Below are 20,731 nucleotides of genomic sequence, written 5' to 3'. Positions count from 1 at the left end.
GACGCGCATGACCTCCACCGCGGACCGTCCGGACACCGGGCGACGACGACGGGCCCCCGCCGACCTCGGCCCCTGGATCCTCGCGGGCGTCGCCGCGACCGCTCTCGCCGTGGGCCTGGCCGAGCTGCTGGCCTGGGTGACCGGGCCGGTCGGCGCGCCCCTCACGGCGGTGGGCGGGGTGATCGTGGACGCCGTCCCCGCCCCGGTCAAGGACGCGGCGATCGCCCTCTTCGGCACCGCGGACAAGCTGGTGCTCCTGCTCGTCATGGCCGCCGGGCTCGTGGCGGTCGGTGCGGGCATCGGGGCGGCGCAGCGCGCCAACCCTCCGATGGGCACGGTGCTGCTCGGCGTGCTGGGGCTCCTCGGGCTGCTGGCGGTGCTCACGCGGGCGGGGCCGACCGTGGCGGACACGGTCCCCGTCGTCGTCGGCACGGCGGCCGGGGCGCTGTTCCTGACGGTGCTCACCCGCCGGACCGGTCCCTCCCCGCGGTCCGCGCCGGAGCTCGACCGCCGCGGCTTCGTCCGGGCCTCCGCGGCCGTCGCCGTGCTGGGCGCCGCCGCCGGCGTCGCGGGACGCTGGGCCTCCGCCGCGGCCGCGCGGGTCCCCGCGGCGCGCGACCTGCTCCGGATCCCCCCGCCCGCGGTGCGCGACCCGATCCCCGCGGGCGCCGATCTCGGCATCGAGGGCGTGGAGCCCTGGCTCACGCCCGCCGACGACTTCTACCGCATCGACACGGCGCTGAGCGTCCCCCGCATCGACGTCGCGGACTGGCGGCTGCGGATCCACGGCATGGTGGACCGCGAGATCGAGCTCGGCTTCGAGGAGCTCGTCGCGCGCCCGCTCGCCGAGCACGTGGTGACGCTGGCCTGCGTGTCCAACACCGTGGGCGGGGACCTCGTGGGCAACGCGGTGTGGACGGGGGTGCCCGTCCGGGAGCTGCTCGCCGAGGCCGGGGTGCAGGCGGACGCGGACATGGTGCTCTCGACCTCCGAGGACGGGTTCACCGCCGGCACCCCCCTCGACGCGCTGCTGGACCCGGGCCGCGACTCCCTGGTGGCGGTGACCATGAACGGGGAGCCGCTGCCGTTCGAGCACGGCTATCCGGTGCGCATGGTGGTGTCCGGGCTCTACGGCTACGTCTCCGCCACCAAGTGGCTGGTGGACCTGGAGGTCACCCGGTTCGACCGCGACGAGGGCTACTGGACCCCGCGCGGGTGGTCGGCGCTCGGGCCGATCAAGACCGCGTCCCGGATCGAGGTCCCGCGCGCCGGGGGCCGCGTGGACGCCGGGGCGGTCGTGCTCGCGGGCACCGCGTGGGCCCAGGACACCGGGATCGCGGCGGTGCAGGTCAGCGTGGACGGGGGTCCGTGGCAGGAGGCCGACCTGGGCGAGGTGCCCTCCGACGACACGTGGCGGCAGTGGGTGCTGCGCCCGGAGCTGTCCAGCGGTCAGCACACCGCGCGGGTGCGGGCCGTCGACCGGGACGGGACCGTCCAGACCGCCGAGCAGGCGCCGCCCGCCCCGAACGGCGCCTCCGGGTGGCACGAGCGGACGTTCACCGTGGCCTGATCCGTGGCGTGCCACCGCGGTGCCGCGCCTCTGCGGGCCGATGGACCCGCCCGATCGAAGCCGCGGGGGCGCCCCGCGCCGGAGGCACGTCCCGCCCCCGGCGCGGGCCGGGGACCGTGGGGATCAGTCGAGCGGGGCGCAGAGCCACACGGAGAACGCCGGTCCAGCGCCGGGCAGGGTGATCATGGCATCGGTGTCCGCGTGCAGGTCCGGGGTGCCGGCGAGGCCGGTGAGGTGGGTGCCGACGGTCCGTGCGGGCAACCGGACAGGGGCGTGGCCGGCGCGTGCGGCGTGGACGAGCACGGTCTCACCGGGGGACTCCCGCAGAAAGGTGAAGGCGTCCTCCCCGACGGTGAGCCATCGCAGCCCACCGTGGCGGAGGGCCACGGACCGGTGGCGTGCGCCGAGAAGAGCTCGTGTGGTGGCGAGCCGCTCGTGGTCCCATCCGCTGGTGTCGCCCCAGGGGAAGGGGCGGCGACCGTCCTCACCGTTCACGCCCTCCTGGCCGATCTCGTCCCCTGCCCAGAGCATGGGGATGCCGGGCATGGTGGCCAGCAGGCCGAACGCCACGGTCACCAGCCGCCGGTCGCCGAGCATGGTGCTGATCCGCATGGTGTCGTGGGAGCCGACCAGGTTGAGGGCGTGTGCGGTGGCCCGCCACGGGGCGGCAGCCGCGAAATCCCGCATCGAGCCGACCACGTCCGCTCCCGGAAGTCGCGGAACGGCCGTGAAAGGTCCCGGCTCGAACGACACGGGGGAGGCCGGCTTCAACCACTGCCACACGGGGCGGGTGAATCCGGCGTAGTTCATGACGCCGTGCCAGCCATCGACCTGCAGGTCCTGGGATGCGTCATGGCTGTGCTCGGCCAGCAGCAGGGACTCCGGATCGGCCTCGGCCATCGTCCTGCGCAGCGTGGTCGAGACCGGGTGATTGAGGTCGGTGGCGCCGTGCCGTCCCGTCATGTTGGCGACGTCGATGCGCCATCCGTCCAGGGCGTGCGGTCCCAGCCAGCGGGCCACCACGGAGTCCGGGCCCTCGTAGAGGCGTCGCCGCAGTTCGGGGTTGCTGTGGTCGAACTTGGGAAGCGACGTGTGCCCGAACCAGCACACGTACTCGTCGGGATGTTCGGTGAAGAGGAAGAAGCCGGCTTCCGGGCTGTGCGGGTCCTCGACCGCGGTTCTGAACCATTCGTGGGCATCGCCGCAGTGGTTCGTCGTGAGGTCCCCGAGCAGATGCATGCTCCGGGCGTGCACGGCGTCCGACAGGCGGCTCAGGGCGGCGTCCCCGCCGAGCAGCGGATCCACGTGGTCGAAGCTGGACGCGTCATAGCGGTGGTTGGACCGCGCAGGGAACGTGGGAGTGAGATAGATCGTGTTCGCACCGAGCGAGGCGATGTGGTCCAGATGGGCGACGATCCCGTCGAGGTCTCCGCCGTAGTACTGGTAGGGCGTCTCCGGCCCGCGGCCGATGACCTCGCTGTCCCACTCCTCGGCGACAGCCCACTCGGGCGCCGGCCGGTCGGTGGACTTCGCGAACCGGTCGGGAAAGATCTGGTACAGGACCGCGTCACCGGCCCACCCTGGGGGCGGGGCGTGTGTGGTGATGCGGAAGTCGGAAGCATCGGTGACGTCACGGGTGTGCAGACCTGTTCCGTTGAGCCACTGGTAGGCGCCAGGGCCCCCGTCGAGCAGCCAGCGGTAGTTCACCACCGGGTTCTCCACCCGGACGTCTGCCCGCAACCAGAACTCGTGGTCGTCCTGGCGGTCCGTTCTTGTCCCGATCAGGGCCTGTTCCCCGTCGATGCACACCCGCAGGAGGGCCTGGGTGACTCCGCTGGCCCGGGGGACGCGCAGGAACATCGTGACGGTCTCGCCCAGCTCCGGAAAGGGGTTCGACACGTACATCGCCGACCCGTCGTGATGGGGCTGGTCCCAGAGCCGGCTCGTCATGGCTCTTCCGCAGTCGGTCCTCGTCCTGGTGGTCGGCCGTCCGGTGGTCATCCGTGCACTCTCCTGGGGTCTCGAGGTGTGAGGGGTGGGGGCGGTGGACGGGGCGCAGCGGCCGGCGCCGGGCCGGGGAACGGGCGGCCGTGACGGCCGCCGGAGCAGCTCAGGCCGGGACCGGGCCGGTGGAGGAGCGGACGACGAAGTGGGCCGGGAAGAGCTCGTTCGACGGCTCGCCGGAGCCTCCGGCCAGGTGCTCGAGGAGCCGCTCGACAGCGCGGGTGCCCTGCTGCCGCGCGTGCTGGTCCAGGGTCGTCAGACCGAAGGCCTCCCCGATGGGATGGGCGTCGACGCCGATGACGGACAGGTCCCCGGGCACGGTGAGGCCGAGGTCCCGCGCCGCCAGGATCGTTCCGGCCGCCATCTCGTCGGACGAGGCGAAGAGGGCGGTCGGACGGTCGGCGGGGTCCGCCAGGAGGTTCTTGGCCTGCTGGTACGCGTCGGTGAACGTGTAGTCCGCGATGAGCGACCACGCGGGCTGTACGGGCAGCCCGGCGTCCGCCATCGCCTGTTCCCAGCCGTCCCGGCGGTTGCTGGACATGGGGAAGTAGCGCCTGCCCTCCTCGGCCCCGCCGAGATGCGCGATCCGACGGTGGCCCAGCCCGATCAGGTGCTGTGTCGCGCGGCGCCCGACGTCGAGGTCGTCGATGCTGATGGTGGGCGCGCCCACCAGCGGGCCCCCGACCCCGACGAGGGGGATGCCGGCGGAGAACAGCTGCTCCGTCTCCGCCGGGTCCAGGTGCAGGGAGACCGCCACGGCCGCGTCCAGCCGCTTGCGCAGCAGGAAGTCGGTCAGCACGGTCTCCCGGTAGCGGTCCCCCTCGAAGTTGTAGAGGGTCAGGTCGTACCCGGCCTCCATGAGCGCGCCGGCCACTCCCTCGAGGACGGTGGAGAAGTACCACCGGTCGACGTGGGGGAGGACCACCCCGATGTTGCGGCTCCGGCCGCTCGCCAGGCTCGAGGCGTGGTAGGACACGACGAACCCCAGCTCCTGCGCGGCCTGCCGGACCCGGGCCCGGGCGCGGGGCGACACGTGCCCCTTGCCGCTGAGCGCCCGGGAGACGGTCGCGGTGGACACGCCCGCCCGCGCGGCGACGTCCTGGAGCCGGGGTGGATTCACCTCTGTGTCACCCCGGGGTCCTCCGTTCGCAGCCATATGCACTCCTCCGGGTTCAGGATATGCGGCGTGGACGTCCGGGGCCCGCTGCGGAGCAGGATCGGCAGGTCCGGCAGCTCGACCGGGGCGGCCCCCGTGTTCAGCAGCACCAGGACGCCGTTGTTCACGAGCCCGAGACAGTCCGGGCCCGTGAGGTCCTCCGCCCAGGCGAGGGACCCCGATCCGAGCCCGTGCTCCCGCCGCAGCGCCAGCGCGGAGCGGTAGAGGGACAGCGTGGACGCCGGGTCGTGGCGCTGCGCCTCGCGCGAGAGCTCCGCCCAGCCCGGGGGCTGCGGGAGCCAGGCCTCGCCCGTGGCGCTGTAGCCCAGGGACGCCCCGGTGCTGGTCCAGGGCAGCGGCACCCGGCAGCCGTCGCGGCCGAGCCGGTCCCCGCCGGTGCGGTGGTAGGTCGGGTCCTGGCGGACGTCGTGGGGGAGGGTCGTGTGGTCGGGCAGTCCCAGCTCCTCCCCCTGGTACAGGTACACGCCGCCCGGCAGGCCGAGCATGAGCAGGGACGCGGCGCGCGCCCGCCGCGTGCCCAGCACGTGGTCCGGCTGCTCGTCCTCGGGCCCGCGGCCGTCGCCCGGGCGCGGGGAGTCCGCGGTCAGCGCGAGGCGGGTCGTGTGCCGCACGACGTCGTGGTTGGACAGCACCCACGTGGTGGGGGCCCCGACCGCGTCGAACGCCTCGAGGGAGGAGGTGATGATCCGGCGCAGCTCCGTCGCGTCCCAGGGGGCCGCCAGGTAGGAGAAGTTGAAGGTCTGGTGCATCTGGTCGGGGCGCACCCAGTCGGCCAGGCGGTCGAGCGGGTCCACGCTCGCCTCGGCGCAGAGGATCCGCTCGCCGGGGTACTCCGCGAGGACCTCGCGCCAGCGGCGGAAGATGTCGTGGATCTGCGGCTGCCCGAACATCGGGGCGTCCGTGAAGGGATAGCCGGGGATGCTGCCCCCGTCGGCCCGTCCGTCCCAGTCGGGGAGGCCCTCCGCCTTGACGAGGGCGTGCGCCACGTCCACCCGGAAGCCGGCGACGCCGCGGTCCAGCCAGAAGCGCAGCACCCGATCGAACTCCTGCCGGACGAGCTCGTGGTCCCAGTTGAAGTCGGGCTGCGAGGAGTCGAAAAGGTGCAGGTACCACTGGCCGGGCTGACCGTCGGGCTCGGTCACCCGGGTCCAGGCCGGGCCGCCGAAGTGGGACTGCCAGTTGTTGGGGGGAAGCTGCCCGGACTGGCCCCGGCCGTCCCGGAAGACGAACAGCTCGCGCGCCGGGGCGCCGGGACCCGCCGCGAGGGCCTGCCGGAACAGGGCGTGCTCCTGCGAGCAGTGGTTGGGCACCAGGTCGATGATCACCCGCACGGACAGCGCCTCCGCGGCCGCCACGAGCGCGTCGAAGTCCGCCAGGGTGCCGAGGGCGGGGTCGACGTCGCAGTAGTCGCTCACGTCGTAGCCGCCGTCGAGCTGCGGGGACGGATAGAAGGGGGAGAGCCAGAGCGCGTCTATCTCCAGCTCCGCCAGCTGTCCCAGCTCGGCGGTGATGCCGGCGAGGTCGCCGACGCCGTCCCCGTCGAGGTCCCGGAACGAGCGGGGATACACCTGGTAGATCACCGAGGACCGCCACCACTTCGGTTCCTGGTCGCGGTCGTGGACGGGAGTGAGGCGCAGTGACTGCAGCGCACCGTAGGTCGTCGACATGCGCTCCATCGTACGGCCGATCACGGCGAACTGGAAGCGCTATCACATTCCTTTGACCGCAGAACTGAACTTCGCCAGGGGTCTGGACACCCATTGTGGTAGCGCTTACAGTAGTGAGCCAACTCACCTTCGGGTGGGCAGCCCTCCCGGCCGGACCGTCCCGAGCTCCTGCCGCGTCCTCCCTCTCCGAGCTCCGCCGGCGCGGGGACGTCCGCGGGATCCTGAAAGGAACCACCCACCATGTCCTCCGTGCGCTACGCCGACGTGACCTGCCAGTACCCCGGGGCCGAGCGCCCCTCCGTCACCGACCTGAACCTGGACATCGCCGACGGGGAGTTCCTCGTCCTCGTGGGACCCTCCGGGTGCGGGAAGTCCACCACTCTGCGGATGCTCGCCGGCCTCGAAGAGGTCACCGGGGGCAACATCTACATCGGGGACCGCGACGTCACCGACGTCCCCTCCCGGGACCGCGACATCGCGATGGTTTTCCAGAACTACGCCCTCTACCCGCACATGACCGTGTCGGAGAACATGGGCTTCGCCCTGAAGATCGCCAAGATCTCCGCCGAGGAACGCCGGAGCAGGGTGGAGGAGGCGGCGAAGATCCTGGACCTCACCGACTACCTCGACCGCAAGCCCAAGGCCCTCTCCGGTGGCCAGCGCCAGCGGGTGGCCATGGGCCGGGCCATCGTGCGCTCCCCGCAGGTGTTCCTGATGGACGAGCCGCTGTCCAACCTGGACGCCAAGCTGCGGGTGCAGACCCGCACCCAGATCGCGTCGCTGACCCGCCGGCTCGGCGTCACCACGGTGTACGTGACCCACGACCAGGTCGAGGCGATGACCATGGGCGATAGGGTCGCGGTGCTCAAGGACGGGCTGCTGATGCAGGTCGACACCCCGCGGGCGCTTTACGACCGGCCCGCCACCGAGTTCGTGGCCGGGTTCATCGGGTCCCCGGCGATGAACCTCTTCCGGGTGCCCGTCACGCACGGGGCGGCCACGTTCGGCACGATGTCCCTGGAGCTCACCCGTGAGCAGCAGCAGGGACTGACCGGGACCCACGTGACCGTCGGGATCCGGCCCGAGGACCTGCACCCGGCCGCTGACGGCCAGGGGCTGCCGATCGAGGCCGACGTGGTCGAGGAGCTCGGGGCCGACGCCTTCGTCTACGGCCACCTCGCCCCGGTCACCGCCGCGAACACGGTCGTGACGGTGGACCCGACCGGGACCGTGGAGGAGGACGTCGCCGGCGCCCACGAGATCATCGTCCGCGCCGAGGGCCGCACCCCGCCGCGGGCCGGGACCACCATCTGGGTCGCCCCGGACCTGGCCCACGTCCACCTCTTCGACACCGCCACCGGCAACCGCCTCCCCGACTGAACCGCCCGGCTCGCAGCACCTCCCACGTGACCGAGGACAACACAGAGGAATGACACCATGAAACACATCCACCGGGCGGCCTGCGCCGTCGGTGCCGTGCTCCTGCTCGCCGGGTGCTCGTCGACGCCCACGGCCGGGGTCGCCGGCCTGGCCGGCGGGTCGGGCAGCATCAAGATCCAGGCCGGCACCGGCGAGATCCCGGTGCTGCAGGAGGTCGCGGAGGACTTCACCGCCGACACCGGGGTGGAGGTGGAGTTCGTCCAGCGCGAGGTCAACGCGCAGACGCTCTCCAACTTCATCTCGCAGTCCCCCACGGGGCAGGCCCCGGACATCCTCGTCTCGCCGCACGACAACCTCGGCCAGCTCGCCGCCAACGGCGTCGTCGTCCCCGTCGAGTTGGGGGAGCGGGCGGAGGACTTCACCGAGAACGCCCGGGCGGCCGTCGTCTACAACGGCGTGAGCTACGGCGTGCCATTCGCGATCGAGAACGTGGCCCTGCTGCGCAACAACGAGCTCACCACCGCCGAACCGGCGACCTTCGACGAGCTGCGGGCCGAGGGGCACCGGATCATGGAGGAGCGCGGCATCGAGTACCCGTTCACGGTCAGCCAGTCGCCGGAGACCGGCGACCCGTACCACCTGTACGCCCTGCAGACCTCCTTCGGAGCGGAGGTGTTCGAGCGCACCGAGGAGGGCGAGTACACGAGCAACCTCACGATGGGCGGCGAAGAGGGTCACCGGTTCGCGCGCTATCTCGCCGAACTCGGGTGGACCGCGGACCTGCGCACGTCCATGACCCCGGACATCGCCAAGGAGTCCTTCCTCAACGGCCAGTCCGCGTTCCACCTGGGCGGGCCGTGGGAGCTGGCCGACATCGAGGCCGCCGGCATGGACGTGAGCGTCCTGCCCGTGCCGCCGGCCGGGAACGAGGAGGCCCGCCCGTTCGTGGGCGTCCAGGCGTTCTTCGTCAACGCCAACGCGCAGAACCCGGTCGCGGCCCAGGACTTCGCCGCCAACTACCTCACCCGCCCCGAGACCCAGTCCGCCCTGTACGAGAGCACGGGCCGGCCCCCGGCCAGCACGGTGGCGGTCGACCGGATGGAGGGAGACCCGCTGCGCTCCGCCTACGCGCAGATCGCCGAGACCGGCCTGCCCATGCCGGCCATCCCCGAGATGGGCGCGGTGTGGAGCTTCTGGGGCACCACGGAGAACGCCATCGTGGACGGCCGCGGGGACCCCGTGGAGCTGTGGGACCGCATGATCGACAACATCGAAGGACAGATCTCATGAGCACGAGCACCACCGCACCGGGTGGGACCGCCGCCCCCGGACAGACGCGGGACGGCGACGGACTCGGCGAGCCCCTCGACCTTCGCCGATCGCACTCCCGAGGGTTCGGTCTCGGCTTCGTGGTCAAGCTGATCCTGATGGCCCTCATCAACGCCTTCGGCCTCTACGGCATCCTGGCGGCCTGGGCGGCGGGCAGCTGGGGAATCCTGGCGTTCCTCGTGCTCGCCCTCGTCGTGGCCGATCTCGTCTACTTCCTGCCCACCCGGAGGCTGCTGCCCGCCAAGTACCTCTTCCCCGGCCTGATCTTCCTGCTCGTCTTCCAGATCTTCGTGGTGATCTACACGGCGGCCACGGCGTTCACGAACTACGGCGACGGCCACAACGCGTCCAAGGACGCGGCCATCACGCAGCTCACCACCACCTACGAGCAGCGGATCGAGGGCACCGACGCGTACCCCGTCACGGTGCTCGAGGGCGAGGACGGGCTGGCCCTGGCCACCGTGCGCGACGGCCAGGTGCTCGTGGGGACGGCGGACCAGCCGCTGACCCCGCTGGACGGCGCGACCGCCGCCGATGGCCGGATCGCCGAGGCCCCCGGCTACGAGGTCCTCGACTACGGGGGCGTCGTGGCGGTCGCCGGCGAGCTGAGCGACCTCCGCGTGCCCGTGGGCGAGCAGGAGGCCGAGGGCGTGCTGCGCACCGACGACGGCCGGACCGCCTACGCCTACGAGCCCACGCTCGTCCACGACGAGGCGGCCGACGCCATGGTCGCCGACGACGGCACCGTGTACGCGAACAACGGCGAGGGCGCCTTCGTGGGTCCCGACGGCGAGGCCCTGCGACCGGGCTGGCGGGTCTTCGTGGGCCTGGACAACTTCGGGGCGATCTTCGACCCGGAGGTCCTCGGCGGACCGTTCGTCGCCGTGACCCTGTGGACCTTCGCCTTCGCGATCCTCTCCGTGGCACTGACCTTCTTCCTGGGCCTGCTGCTGGCGATCCTGTTCAACGACGAGAAGCTGAGGTTCCGCAACCTCTACCGCGCCATCATCTTCCTGCCGTACGCGTTCCCGGGCTTCCTGTCCATCCTCATCTGGGCGGGCCTGCTCAACACGGACTTCGGCTTCGTCAACGAGATCCTGCTGGGGGGCACCGCGGTGCCGTGGCTCGACAACGCCTGGATGGCCAAGCTCTCCGTTGTGCTGGTCAATCTCTGGCTCGGCTTCCCGTACATGTTCCTCGTGACCACCGGCGCCCTCCAGGCCATCCCGGGAGAGCTCTACGAGTCCGCGGAGATGGACGGCGCCGGGCCGGTGCGCCAGTTCCGGGCGATCACGCTGCCGATGCTGCTGGTCGCGGTGGGACCGATGCTCATCGCGTCCTTCGCGATGAACTTCAACAACTTCAACGTGATCTACCTGCTGACCGGCGGCGGACCCCAGGACCTGGAGTCCACGACCGGCGTCGGCGGCACGGACATCCTCATCTCGTTCGTCTACAAGATCGCGTTCGCCGGCGGGAACAACGACTACGGTCTGGCCTCCGCCCTGTCCATCCTCATCTTCATCATGGTGGCCGTCATCTCCGCGCTGACGTTCCGCCGCAGCAAGGCTCTCGAGGAGATCAGCTGACATGTCCACACCCACCACACCCACGCCGGGCGACCGCCCCGGCGACGACCGCAGCAGCGGCACGGACCGCGCCCCCTGGGCCGCCGCCGCGGGCGCACCGTCCGCCGGAACGTCGAACACCCTGCAGCCGACCGACACGCTGCGGCCCCCGGGCGCCGCGACCGGGAGTCCCCGGCCCCGCAGGCGTCGTCGCTCCGCCCGCGGCGGATGGAAGCACCTCGCCGCGATCGCGGCGTGCGTCTTCGCCCTCTTCCCGCTGGTCTACGCCCTCTCGGCGTCCCTCTCGGCCTCCGGGTCCCTCCTGGGGTCCAACCAGCTGTTCTCGGACGTGACGGGCGCCAACTACACCAACCTGCTGACCGACCCGCAGAACCCGTACCTCACCTGGTTCGGGAACTCCATGTTCGTGTCCGTCACCACGGCGGTGGGCACCGTGCTCATGGGGGCGGCGGCCGCCTACGCGTTCTCCCGGTTCCGCTTCCGCTCCCGCAAGGGCGGACTGCTGGCCCTGCTCGTGATCCAGATGTTCCCGCAGCTGCTGGCCTTCGTGGCGATCTTCCTGCTGCTCTTCGCGATCTCCGAGGTCTACCCGTTCATGGGGCTGAACTCCCGGCTCGGCCTGGTGGCCGTGTACCTGGGCGGGGCGCTGGGCGCCAACACGTTCCTGATGTACGGCTTCTTCAACACCATCCCCAAGGACCTCGACGAGGCAGCGAGCATCGACGGCGCCTCGCACGCCCAGATCTACTGGACCATGATCCTGCCGCTGGTCACGCCGATCCTCGTGGTGGTCGGGATGCTGTCCTTCATCACGTCCTTCTCGGACTTCCTGCTGGCCCAGATCGTGCTCCAGGACCCGGAGCAGTACACGCTCGCCGTGGGGCTCTACCAGTTCGTCGCTGTGCAGTTCGGCGAGAACTGGGGCGTGTTCACCGCCGGGGCGATCCTGGCCGCCATCCCGGTCGTCGCGATGTTCCTGTTCCTCCAGCGCTTCATCGTCTCCGGGCTCACCGGCGGCGCCGTGAAGGGCTGACCGCCCGCCTGCGCCGCCCGCCTGCGCCGTCTGATCGTCTGCGCCGAACTCACCGGTTCCGCCCGAGACCGGAGCACAAGTGCTCCGGTCTCGGGCGGAACCGGTGAGTTCGCGTGGGAGGTGAGTTCACGAGGACGGGAGCTCGCGCGGGAGGGGAGCGTGCGCCGGAAGGGGCCGGGCGGGGAGCAGGGCCTGCCATGATGGGGCGGGACGGGCGACGGACGGAACGGGAGGCGGTGCACGATGACCCTGGTGGACAACGTGGTGTACGTGGAGGGGCGGCGCGCGTCGACCCCGGAGGACCTCGACGAGACCTACGCGGTGATGCGCGGGCGCGGCGGAATGGCCTGGATCGGTCTCTACCGTCCCGAGCCGCCCGAGGTGCAGTCCGTGGCGGCGGAGTTCCGGCTGCACGAACTCGCGGTGGAGGACGCCCTGAAGGGCCACCAGCGCGCCAAGCTGGAGCGCTTCGGGGACACCCTCTTCGTGGTGCTGCGCCCGGCCCGCTACCTGGACGACGTCGAGAAGGTCGAGTTCGGGGAGCTGCACGTGTTCGTGGGCCGCGACTTCGTGGTGACGGTCCGCCACGCCGAGTCCCCCGACCTGGCCGCGGTCCGGCGCCGGCTGGAGGCCGCGCCGGAGCTGCTGGGCGCGGGCCCGCAGGCGGTGCTGTACGGGATCCTCGACGAGGTGGTCGACGGCTACGCCCCCGTGGTGGCGGGGCTGGAGAACGACATCGACGAGATCGAGGACGAGATCTTCGGGGCGGACCGGGACGTCTCCCGCCGCGTCTACGAGCTCTCCCGGGAGGTCATCGAGTTCCAGCGCGCCGTGCACCCGCTGGTGGCCATGCTGGAGGCCCTGCAGCTCGGGGCGGAGAAGTACGGGCTCGGCCTCGAGCTGCAGCAGCGGCTGCGGGACGTGCAGGACCACGCCATCCGGGTGGGGGAGCGCGCCGACGCGTTCCGCGTGCTCCTGCAGAACGCCCTCACCGTGCACGCGACCCTGGTGGGGCAGCGGCAGAACGACGAGATGCAGCGGCTCACCGAGTCGGCCCTGGCGCAGAGCGAGGAGGTCAAGCGGATCTCCTCCTGGGCCGCGATCCTCTTCGCCCCGACCCTGGTGGGCACGGTGTACGGGATGAACTTCGAGCACATGCCCGAGCTCGCGTGGCCGCTGGGCTACCCGCTCGCGCTGCTGGCCATGCTGGGCATGGGGGTGGCCCTCTACGGGGTGTTCAAGTGGAAGCGGTGGCTCTGAGCGGAGCCCTCAGATGCTGTTGCGCATCGCGCGGATCCCCACGGTCAGGCCCAGGGCGGCCAGCACGACCGCCGCGACGGCGCCGGCCGCCACGGCCGGGTCGCCGAACTGGCCGTTGAACAGGGCCCGCTCCGCGTCGACCATGTAGGTGAGCGGGTTGAACCGCGAGAGCACCTGCATCCACCGCGGACCCGCCTCGAGCGGCAGGAGCATCCCGGACAGCAGCATGAGCGGGAACAGCAGCCCCTGCTGCACGGTCCAGAACATCCAGTCCCGGTTCCGGGAGACGATGGCCAGGGCGTAGCTCAGCGCCCCCAGCCCCACCCCGAAGACCGCGAGGATCGCCAGGCCCACTGCCATGCCGGCCAGGGACGGGCGGAAGCCGAAGAACGCGGCGACCCCGGAGATCACCAGTGCCTGCAGGACCAGCGGCACCATCTCCTTGCACGCGCGCCCCACCATGAGCGCCGAGCGGGACACCGGCGCCACGAGCATCCGCTCGTGCGCCCCGGACTGGATCTCGAACAGCAGGTTCGACCCCGTCATGGCGGTGCCGAACAGCGCGATCATCACCACGATGCCCGGCACGAACCACTGGAACGCCTGGTCGAGGGGCAGCCCGGTCATCCCGCCCAGGAGCGGGCCGAAGAAGGCGAGGAACATCAGGGGCTGCATGAGCGAGAACACCAGACTGAAGGGGTCCCGGATCACCGGCCGCAGTTCGCGGACGAAGACACTGACGGAGTCGTGGAGGATCCCGGCCGGGCGGGCCCGCTCGGCGCCGCCGGTGCTCCCGTCGGGCGACTCGCGGGCGGTCGGAACGGTGGTCATCGGGCTGCTCTCCCGCTCGTGGCCTCGGCGGACGGGTCGGTCTCGGCCGCGTCCGTGCGCTCCTCGCGCAGGCTCCGGCCGGTGAGCCGGAGGAAGACGTCGTCGAGGGTCGGGCGGTCGAGCTCGGCGGTCCGCACCGTGTGGCCGTCCCGCTCGAGCTCGCGCAGCAGGGCGGGCAGCACGCGTTCGCCGTGGTCGACCGCGACGACGACGTGGGCGTCCTCCCCGGCGGGGGCCGCCTCCGGCTCGGCGCCGCCGGCCCCCGCGGCGGCGGCCGCGCGCCGGACGGCCGCCACGGCGGAAGCCGGGTCGGTATCCAGGGCGAGGACGATCCGGTCGCCGGCCAGGTCGGTCTTGAGCCGGGACGCGGTGTCGTCGGCGATGATCCGTCCCCGGTCCACGACCATGACCCGCTCGGCGAACTGGTCGGCCTCGTCGAGGTAGTGGGTGGTGAGGAACAGCGTGGTCCCGTAGCGCCGGCGCAGCTCGAGGATGTGCTCCCAGAGGTTCGCTCGGGACTGCGGGTCCAGCCCGGTCGTGGGCTCGTCGAGGAAGAGCAGCTGGGGGCCGGGGATCAGCCCGAGGGCGATGTCGACGCGGCGGCGCTGACCGCCGGAGAGCTTCATCGTGGGCCGGCGGACGAGGTCGCCGAGACCGAGGGCTTCCACGAGCTCGTCCACGCGGCGCCGGGTCTCCGCGCGGCCCAGCCCGTACAGCGCGCCCTGGCTGAGCAGCTCGTCGCGGACCCGCTGGTACTGCCCGGCCCCGTTCTTCTGCCCGATGTAGCCGATCCGGGCGCGCACCTCGGCCGGCTGCCGGGCGACGTCGAACCCGCACACGGTGGCGGTGCCGCCCGTGGGCCGCAGCAGCGTGGTGAGCATGCGCAACGAGGTCGACTTGCCCGCGCCGTTGGGTCCGAGGAACGCGGTCAGCGTGCCCGGCGCCACGTCCATGGTCAGGTCGGCCACCGCCTCGACGGTCCGGCCGCCGGGCCCGCGGAAGCTCTTGCTCAGCCCGCGGGCGCTGATGATGGGTGGGGTGCTCATGGGTCAACGGTAGAGCGCAGCCGGGCGACACGGTGACCGCAGGGGGACGTGGACGGCGGGACCTGTCGGCGCCGGCGCCGAGGACGCCCCGACTGCTGGGGGGACGGGGCCGTGCCCGGGTTCCCCGCCGCCACCGCCGGCCCCTCCACCCAGCGGGGGAGAGGGGCGCGGAGACCGCGGGAACCACGGTCTAGAGTCGTGGGCGTGACCGTCCAGACCACCCTCCTCGACCCCGCGCGGGTCCGGCGCGCCCGGATCGCGGTGTCCGCGTTCTTCCTCACCAACGGCGCCCTCTACGCCAACCTGCTGCCGCGCCTGCCGGAGGTCAAGGAGGCGTTCGGGCTCTCCAACACCCTCTACGGCCTGGTGGTCGTGGCGTTCCCGCTCGGGGCGATCCTCGTGGGCGCCCTGCCCGCCCGGGCGATCCGCCGCTTCGGCTCCGGCCGGGTGGCGGCGCTGGGCACCGTCCTGCTCTCCGTGTGCCTCGCGGCCGCCGGAGCCGGGGCCGGCCTGGGTGCCGGCACGGTGCTGGGCGTGGAGGTGTTCCTCGCGGCGATGTTCCTGGGCGGCGCGCTGGACGCCCACGTGGACACCGCCCAGAACGCCCAGGGGATGGAGGTCCAGCGCGCCCGCGGCCGCTCCGTCATCAACTCCCTGCACGCCCTGTGGAGCCTGGGCGCCGTGGCCGGCGGACTCATGGGCACGGCGGCCCTCGCCCTCGGCGTGCCCCTCGGATGGCACCTGCCGGCGAGCGGGCTCGTGTGGAGCGCGGTCGCCCTCGTGGCGCTGCGCTCCGCGCTGAGCCCGGCGGAGGGCCGGGGGCTGCGCACGGTCGGCCCGGACGCTCCGCTGCCGGACGGCACCACGCCGACGGACGATACACCGACGGACCCCGGCACCGCCGGCTCCCGGCCGGACCCGGACTCCGGGCGCGGCGGGACGGGGCGGCGGTCGGCGGGGCGCATCGTCGTCGTCAGCCTCCTCCCGGTGGCCGTGATCGCGATGGCCGGGGTCATGGTCGAGGACGCCGGGCAGAACTGGTCGGCGGTGTACCTGAACACCGAGCTCGGCGCTCCGCTGGCCGCCGCGGGGCTCGGGCTCGTGGCGCTCATGGCGGCGCAGTTCGTGGGCCGGATGCTCGGCGACCCCATGACCGACCGCTGGGGGCGCGCCGCGGTGGCCCGCGCCGGCGCCGCCCTGAGCGCCGCCGGGATGCTGCTGGTGGTCCTGGCCCCGGTGCCGGTCGCGGCCGTCGCAGGCTTCGCGCTGGCCGGGTTCGGCTGCGCCACGCTCGTGCCCGCGGCCTTCCACGCCGCCGACGACATCCCCGGGCTGCGGGCCGGGACGGGCCTGGCCCTGGTCAGCTGGCTGATGCGGATCAGCTTCCTCGGCCTGTCCCCGGCCATCGGGGTGCTCTCCGACGCCGTGGGGCTTCGGGCGGCGCTGGTCGTGGTCCCCGTCTTCGCACTCGTCGCGGCCCTGATGGCGGGCGTGCTGCGGGAGCGCCCGGCACCGTGAACACGGACCCCGGCCAGTCCGGGGCGTCGAGTCCCCATCCCCGGTCCGTCCGGGGGTGCTGAGACCCCACTCCCGGTGCGCCCGGGGCGCCGGCGTGGGGGCTGGACGGAGTGAGCCGCGCGGACGTGGGGGCTCGGCGGAGCCGGCGCTCCGGGGCTATCCTGGAGCCATCATGTTCCACCACTTCTTCCTCTGACGGGTTCCGGATCCCGCCGCGCAGCACATCCGCCGCGGCGGGTCGTCCTTCTGCCCACCCGTCCCCTCGCCAGGAGTCCCGGCCGTCGGCCGCGCGCCGCTCCGCACCCCGGAGGAAGCATGTCCACCGTTCCCGTCCACCGTCCCGCCGTGCCCGCGGGCGAGCACACCCAGCTGACCGCCACCGGGATCCGCCTGGTCCGCGGCTCCCGCACCGTCCTCGACGGGCTCGACCTCACGATCACCCCCACCACCCGGCTCGGGGTGGTGGGGGAGAACGGCCGCGGCAAGACCTCGTTGCTGGAGGTGCTCTCGGGTGCCCTCCCCCCGGACGCCGGCACCGTGCGCCGCACCGGTACGCTCGCCGTGGTCGACCAGGAGCTCCCCGTGCCTCCCGAGGGCACGGTGGGGGACCTCCTGGATCTCGAGCTCACCGCCGAGCACACCGCGGTGGCGCAGGTCGAGGCCGCCGCCCGCGCCCTCGCCGCGGACGCGCCCGGCGCGGCGGAGGAGTACGCGCAGGCGCTGACGGTCGCGCAGGCGCTCGACGCCTGGGACGCCGACCGGCGCGTGGACCTGGCCCTGCAGGCCCTGCACGCGGTGAGCGACCGCTCCCGGGTGCTCGCGACGCTCTCGGTGGGACAGCGCTACCGGGTGCGCCTGGCCTGCCTGCTCGGGACCGTCCACGACCTGCTCCTGCTGGACGAGCCCACCAACCACCTCGACGCCGCGGGGCTGGCCCACCTGGGCGCGGCGCTGCGCGAGTTTCGCGGCGGCGTGGTCCTGGTCAGCCACGACCGGCGGCTGCTGGGCCAGGTCGTCGACACCGTCCTGGACCTGGATCCCAGCCGGGACGGCCGCCCGCGGTGGTACGGCGGCGGGGTGGCGGGCTGGCGCGCCGGCCGGACCGCCGAGCGCTCCCGGTGGATCCACGACCACCGGGAGCAGCAGGCCGAGCACGCCCGGCTCGCCGGCGACCTCGAGCGCGCACGCTCCCGCCTGGTCGACGGATGGCGGCCGGAGAAGGGCACTGGAAAGCACACCCGGGCCACCCGCGCGCCGGGGCTCGTCCGGTCGGTGCACCGCCGGCAGGAGGACCTCGATCGGCACCGCGTGGACGTCCCCGAGCCTCCGCTGGTGCTGGCGGTGCCGGAGCTGCCGGTGCTGCCCGGCGTCGAGCTGGTGCGCGCCGAGGGTGTCACGGTGCAGGGCCGGCTGCTCCGGCCTGTCGACGTGCTGCTGGAGTCCGGGGACCGGCTGGTGGTCGGAGGCCCCAACGGGGCGGGCAAGTCCACCCTGCTGCAGGTGCTCGCCGGTGCGTCGGCCCCCGGCACGGGGCGGCGCACCTCCGCGCCCGGGGTGCGGATCGGCCACCTCCCGCAGGACGGGGCCCGCCACGGTGCGCGCCCCGCCCAGACGGTCTACGAGCAGGAGCTCGTCCGGCTGGTCCTCGCGGGCCGGCTGGCCGAGCACGACGTGGTGCCGTTGGCGGCACTGGGCCTGCTGACGGCGCGGGACCGTGGGCGGCCCCTGGCCGAGCTCTCCGCCGGGCAGCGGCGGCGCCTCGAGCTCGCCGTGGTGCTGGCGTCCCGACCGCACGTGCTGCTGCTGGACGAGCCGACCAACCACCTCTCGATCACCCTCGTGGACGAGCTCACGGAGGCCCTCGCCGCGACGGCCGCGGCCGTGGTGCTGACCACCCACGACCGGCAGCTCCTGCGGGACACGAAGGGCTGGCCGCGGCTGAGCCTGTGACGGACCGGTGCCGCGCGGCGCTCCGGGGCGGGGAGCCGGCCCCGGAGCGTCGCGCGGGACCGCGGGGAGGCCCACGCCCCGGGGCGCCGCTCCCCGCCGAGGCCGTGGCCATGGGTGTGCTGCCCGGGCACGAGGAGGCTCGGCCGGGAACCGGGGGCACACCGAGGGCGAGGGGAGGGCCGCCGGTCTGCCTCACGGAGGCCCCCGGCGTCGTCGTGCCCTTGATCACAAATACCCCCCGGGGTATATTGTGTTCGACATCACCGCAGGCCGGCGGTCCGAGCGACCCCGCCGAGCTGCTGCTCACACGATGGAGAACTGATCATGCGCAAGAAACTGATCGTCCCGGCCGCTGCGGCGGTCCTCGCGATCGCCGTCAGCGCCTGCGCCCCGCCGTCTCCCGTGACGACCGGGGACGGCACCGCCTCCACGACGCCCTCGGCCACGGTCACGGCGACGCCCTCGGCCATGCCCTCCGCGACGGCGAGCCCGGCGCCGCAGCCCGGGACGGCCCCCGCACCCGGCGCTGCCGGGGCCGTCCCGTCGGTGTCGACGCCGCCGGCTCCGGCCGACCCCCTGGCCGCGGCGGCGTGGGAGGCCCTGATGTCTCCGGAGGGCGAGTACGCCGCCTCGGCGCAGTACCAGGCGGTCATCGCCGAGTTCGGACCGGTCGAGCCGTACGTCAGCATCCAGGCCGCCGAGGAGCGGCACATCGATGCCCTGACCCGTCAGCTGGAACGGCGCGGTGTCACCGTCCCGCCGAACCCTTACGCCGGGACGATCCCCGCCCCCGCCGACCTCGAGGCGGCTGCCACCGCGTGGGCGGCCTGGGAGGTCGACAACGTCGCGCTCTACGACAGGCTGCTGGACGAGGTCGGCGGGGACCAGGCCCTGACCCGCGTCTTCAGCAACCTGCGCAGCGCCTCCCAGGAGAGCCACCTGCCGGCGTTCGAGGCGGCCGCGGCCAACGGGGGCCGGCTCACCCCCGAACAGATGAGAGACCTGGGCCACCGCTGACCGAGCGCATCTCCCGTCCGGAGGGCGCGCCGAGGCCGGCCGCAGGCACCTGACCGCCCCAGATCGTCCACCATCCGTACGTACCGCGAAGAAAGGCACCACCACCATGGGCATCCACCACAAGATCCTGATCATCGGCGGCGGCAACGCCGGGCTGAGCGTGGCCGCTCGACTGCGCCGCGCCGGCCAGGGCGACATCGGCGTGCTCGAGCCCAGCGACAAGCACTACTACCAGCCCCTGTGGAGCCTGGTCGGTGGCGGGCGGGCCCCGCAGAAGGAGTCGGTGCGGGAACAGTCCTCGGTCATGCCCCAGGGCGTGGCCTGGATCCGTGACGCGGCCGCCGACATCGACCCGGAGGCGCATCTGGTCACCACGGCTTCCGGGGCGCGGATCGGCTACGACTACCTCGTCGTCAGCCCCGGGATCCAGCTGGACTGGCAGAAGGTCCCCGGCATGGCCGAGGCGGTCGAGTCCCCGGCGGCCTCCAGCAACTACCGCTACGACCTGGCGCCGAAGACGTGGGAGCTGATCCGGGGGATGCGCTCGGGCACCGCCGTGTTCACCATGCCCTCCGGGCCGATCAAGTGCGCCGGGGCTCCGCAGAAGATCGCCTACCTCGCCGCCGACCACTGGCGGCAGCAGGGCGTGCTGGGCGACATCCGCGTGGTGCTGGTGCTGCCGACCCCGGGCATGTTCGGGGTGCAGGTCTTCGCCGAGGAGCTGGAGCGGGTCGTCGCCCGGTACGGGATCGAGGTCCGCAAGAGCAGCGAGATGACCGAGGTGGACCCTGTCGCCCAGGAGGTGGTCATCACCGACCACGCGGCCGGGACGCAGGAGACGCTGCACTACGACATGCTGCACACCGCTCCGCCGCAGTCGGCCCCGGACTGGCTCAAGGCGACGTCCCTGGCCGACCCGGAGAATCCCGGCGGATACGTCGAGGTGGACAAGCACACCCTGCAGCACACCCGCTACCCCGACGTCTTCGCGCTCGGCGACGCGGGCTCGACGCCGAACTCCAAGACCGGGGCCGCGATCCGCAAGCAGGCCCCGGTGCTGGTCGAGAACCTGCTGGCGGTCATGGACGGCCGGCCGGGCACGGCACGCTACGACGGCTACGGGTCCTGCCCACTGGTCACGGCGCGGAACAAGATGCTGCTGGCCGAGTTCGACTACTCCATGCAGCCGGCCCCGAGCATCCCCTTCATCGACACCACGCACGAACGCCGGGACATGTGGCTGCTCAAGCGCTACGTGCTGCCGTTCCTGTACTGGCACTTCATCCTGCCCGGACGGATCTGACGTCGCCCGAGGCCGCGCCCGCCCTAGACTGCGGAGGGGAGGGCGCGTGAGCCGCGT

The 20,731-nt window shown here is 72.9% G+C and carries 15 protein-coding genes; 10 read left to right on the top strand and 5 right to left on the bottom strand.

Annotation, left to right across the window (positions count from 1 at the left end):
* The first annotated feature begins 7 nt into the window (after nucleotides 1-7).
* Entirely contained in the window at nucleotides 8-1,570 is a 1,563-nt protein-coding gene (locus Q0817_RS05825; protein ID WP_298585216.1) for a molybdopterin-dependent oxidoreductase, read from the top strand.
* A gap of 123 nt (nucleotides 1,571-1,693) precedes the next feature.
* Here the strand turns inward: Q0817_RS05825 and Q0817_RS05820 are convergent, their stop codons facing one another.
* From Q0817_RS05820 to Q0817_RS05810, 3 genes are all read right to left on the bottom strand, one after another.
* Nucleotides 1,694-3,520, bottom strand: a complete 1,827-nt coding sequence (locus tag Q0817_RS05820; protein ID WP_298585215.1) for a glycoside hydrolase family 13 protein — start codon at nucleotides 3,518-3,520, stop codon at nucleotides 1,694-1,696.
* 160 nt (nucleotides 3,521-3,680) lie between these two features.
* Entirely contained in the window at nucleotides 3,681-4,694 is a 1,014-nt protein-coding gene (locus Q0817_RS05815; protein WP_298585214.1) for a LacI family DNA-binding transcriptional regulator, read from the bottom strand.
* Complete coding sequence (locus Q0817_RS05810) at nucleotides 4,691-6,418, bottom strand: alpha-amylase family glycosyl hydrolase (protein WP_298585213.1); 1,728 nt, start codon at nucleotides 6,416-6,418, stop codon at nucleotides 4,691-4,693. Before Q0817_RS05810 ends, Q0817_RS05815 begins: the two co-directional genes overlap by 4 nt.
* A 240-nt stretch (nucleotides 6,419-6,658) precedes the next feature.
* Between Q0817_RS05810 and ugpC the strand changes: the two genes are divergently transcribed.
* The 5 genes from ugpC (at nucleotide 6,659) to Q0817_RS05785 (ending at nucleotide 13,009) form a co-directional block, all read left to right on the top strand.
* Complete coding sequence (gene ugpC / locus Q0817_RS05805; protein WP_298585212.1) at nucleotides 6,659-7,798, top strand: ABC transporter ATP-binding protein; 1,140 nt, start codon at nucleotides 6,659-6,661, stop codon at nucleotides 7,796-7,798.
* A 57-nt stretch (nucleotides 7,799-7,855) separates the two neighbouring features.
* Nucleotides 7,856-9,088 carry a maltose ABC transporter substrate-binding protein gene (locus Q0817_RS05800; RefSeq protein WP_298585211.1) on the top strand — a complete coding sequence of 411 codons (1,233 nt, stop codon included), beginning with the start codon at nucleotides 7,856-7,858 and terminating at the stop codon, nucleotides 9,086-9,088.
* The gene (locus Q0817_RS05795) at nucleotides 9,085-10,716 is read left to right on the top strand and encodes an ABC transporter permease subunit (protein WP_298585210.1); all 1,632 of its coding nucleotides are present in this window, start codon (nucleotides 9,085-9,087) and stop codon (nucleotides 10,714-10,716) included. Before Q0817_RS05800 ends, Q0817_RS05795 begins: the two co-directional genes overlap by 4 nt.
* A gap of 1 nt (nucleotide 10,717) precedes the next feature.
* Nucleotides 10,718-11,749 (top strand): sugar ABC transporter permease, encoded by a 1,032-nt coding sequence (locus Q0817_RS05790; RefSeq protein ID WP_298585209.1) that lies wholly within the window; start codon nucleotides 10,718-10,720, stop codon nucleotides 11,747-11,749.
* Nucleotides 11,750-11,992: 243 nt separating this feature from the next.
* Entirely contained in the window at nucleotides 11,993-13,009 is a 1,017-nt protein-coding gene (locus tag Q0817_RS05785; protein WP_298585208.1) for a magnesium and cobalt transport protein CorA, read from the top strand.
* Between the two features lie 9 nt (nucleotides 13,010-13,018).
* On the opposite strand, the gene Q0817_RS05780 is transcribed toward Q0817_RS05785, so the two are convergent.
* Both Q0817_RS05780 and Q0817_RS05775 read right to left on the bottom strand, forming a co-directional pair.
* Nucleotides 13,019-13,840 (bottom strand): ABC transporter permease, encoded by an 822-nt coding sequence (locus Q0817_RS05780; protein WP_298585207.1) that lies wholly within the window; start codon nucleotides 13,838-13,840, stop codon nucleotides 13,019-13,021.
* Complete coding sequence (locus Q0817_RS05775) at nucleotides 13,837-14,886, bottom strand: ABC transporter ATP-binding protein (protein WP_298585206.1); 1,050 nt, start codon at nucleotides 14,884-14,886, stop codon at nucleotides 13,837-13,839. Before Q0817_RS05775 ends, Q0817_RS05780 begins: the two co-directional genes overlap by 4 nt.
* Nucleotides 14,887-15,090: 204 nt before the next feature.
* Between Q0817_RS05775 and Q0817_RS05770 the strand changes: the two genes are divergently transcribed.
* From Q0817_RS05770 to Q0817_RS05755, 4 genes are all read left to right on the top strand, one after another.
* On the top strand, nucleotides 15,091-16,404 hold the full coding sequence (locus tag Q0817_RS05770; protein ID WP_366139859.1) for an MFS transporter: 1,314 nt from the start codon (nucleotides 15,091-15,093) through the stop codon (nucleotides 16,402-16,404).
* 315 nt (nucleotides 16,405-16,719) lie between these two features.
* The gene (locus tag Q0817_RS05765) at nucleotides 16,720-18,354 is read left to right on the top strand and encodes an ATP-binding cassette domain-containing protein (RefSeq protein ID WP_298585204.1); all 1,635 of its coding nucleotides are present in this window, start codon (nucleotides 16,720-16,722) and stop codon (nucleotides 18,352-18,354) included.
* A 324-nt stretch (nucleotides 18,355-18,678) separates the two neighbouring features.
* The gene (locus tag Q0817_RS05760; protein WP_298585203.1) at nucleotides 18,679-19,371 is read left to right on the top strand and encodes a hypothetical protein; all 693 of its coding nucleotides are present in this window, start codon (nucleotides 18,679-18,681) and stop codon (nucleotides 19,369-19,371) included.
* A gap of 106 nt (nucleotides 19,372-19,477) precedes the next feature.
* Nucleotides 19,478-20,674, top strand: a complete 1,197-nt coding sequence (locus Q0817_RS05755) for an FAD/NAD(P)-binding oxidoreductase (protein ID WP_298585202.1) — start codon at nucleotides 19,478-19,480, stop codon at nucleotides 20,672-20,674.
* Nucleotides 20,675-20,731: the final 57 nt, after the last annotated feature.

This window comes from uncultured Kocuria sp. (assembly GCF_947500125.1).
Taxonomy (GTDB): domain Bacteria; phylum Actinomycetota; class Actinomycetes; order Actinomycetales; family Micrococcaceae; genus Kocuria.
This window is presented reverse-complemented; position numbering and strand designations above follow the sequence as displayed.

Excerpts from the sequence above, each read along its gene's own strand:
- ugpC (WP_298585212.1), top strand. The coding sequence starts at position 6,659 with ATGTCCTCCGTGCGCTACGCCGACGTGACCTGCCAGTACCCCGGGGCC.
- Q0817_RS05780 (WP_298585207.1), bottom strand. The coding sequence starts at position 13,840 with ATGACCACCGTTCCGACCGCCCGCGAGTCGCCCGACGGGAGCACCGGC.
- Q0817_RS05825 (WP_298585216.1), top strand. The coding sequence starts at position 8 with ATGACCTCCACCGCGGACCGTCCGGACACCGGGCGACGACGACGGGCC.
- Q0817_RS05765 (WP_298585204.1), top strand. The coding sequence starts at position 16,720 with ATGTCCACCGTTCCCGTCCACCGTCCCGCCGTGCCCGCGGGCGAGCAC.
- Q0817_RS05755 (WP_298585202.1), top strand. The coding sequence starts at position 19,478 with ATGGGCATCCACCACAAGATCCTGATCATCGGCGGCGGCAACGCCGGG.
- Q0817_RS05800 (WP_298585211.1), top strand. The coding sequence starts at position 7,856 with ATGAAACACATCCACCGGGCGGCCTGCGCCGTCGGTGCCGTGCTCCTG.
- Q0817_RS05760 (WP_298585203.1), top strand. The coding sequence starts at position 18,679 with ATGCGCAAGAAACTGATCGTCCCGGCCGCTGCGGCGGTCCTCGCGATC.
- Q0817_RS05790 (WP_298585209.1), top strand. The coding sequence starts at position 10,718 with ATGTCCACACCCACCACACCCACGCCGGGCGACCGCCCCGGCGACGAC.
- Q0817_RS05785 (WP_298585208.1), top strand. The coding sequence starts at position 11,993 with ATGACCCTGGTGGACAACGTGGTGTACGTGGAGGGGCGGCGCGCGTCG.
- Q0817_RS05810 (WP_298585213.1), bottom strand. The coding sequence starts at position 6,418 with ATGTCGACGACCTACGGTGCGCTGCAGTCACTGCGCCTCACTCCCGTC.
- Q0817_RS05795 (WP_298585210.1), top strand. The coding sequence starts at position 9,085 with ATGAGCACGAGCACCACCGCACCGGGTGGGACCGCCGCCCCCGGACAG.
- Q0817_RS05775 (WP_298585206.1), bottom strand. The coding sequence starts at position 14,886 with ATGAGCACCCCACCCATCATCAGCGCCCGCGGGCTGAGCAAGAGCTTC.
- Q0817_RS05820 (WP_298585215.1), bottom strand. The coding sequence starts at position 3,520 with ATGACGAGCCGGCTCTGGGACCAGCCCCATCACGACGGGTCGGCGATG.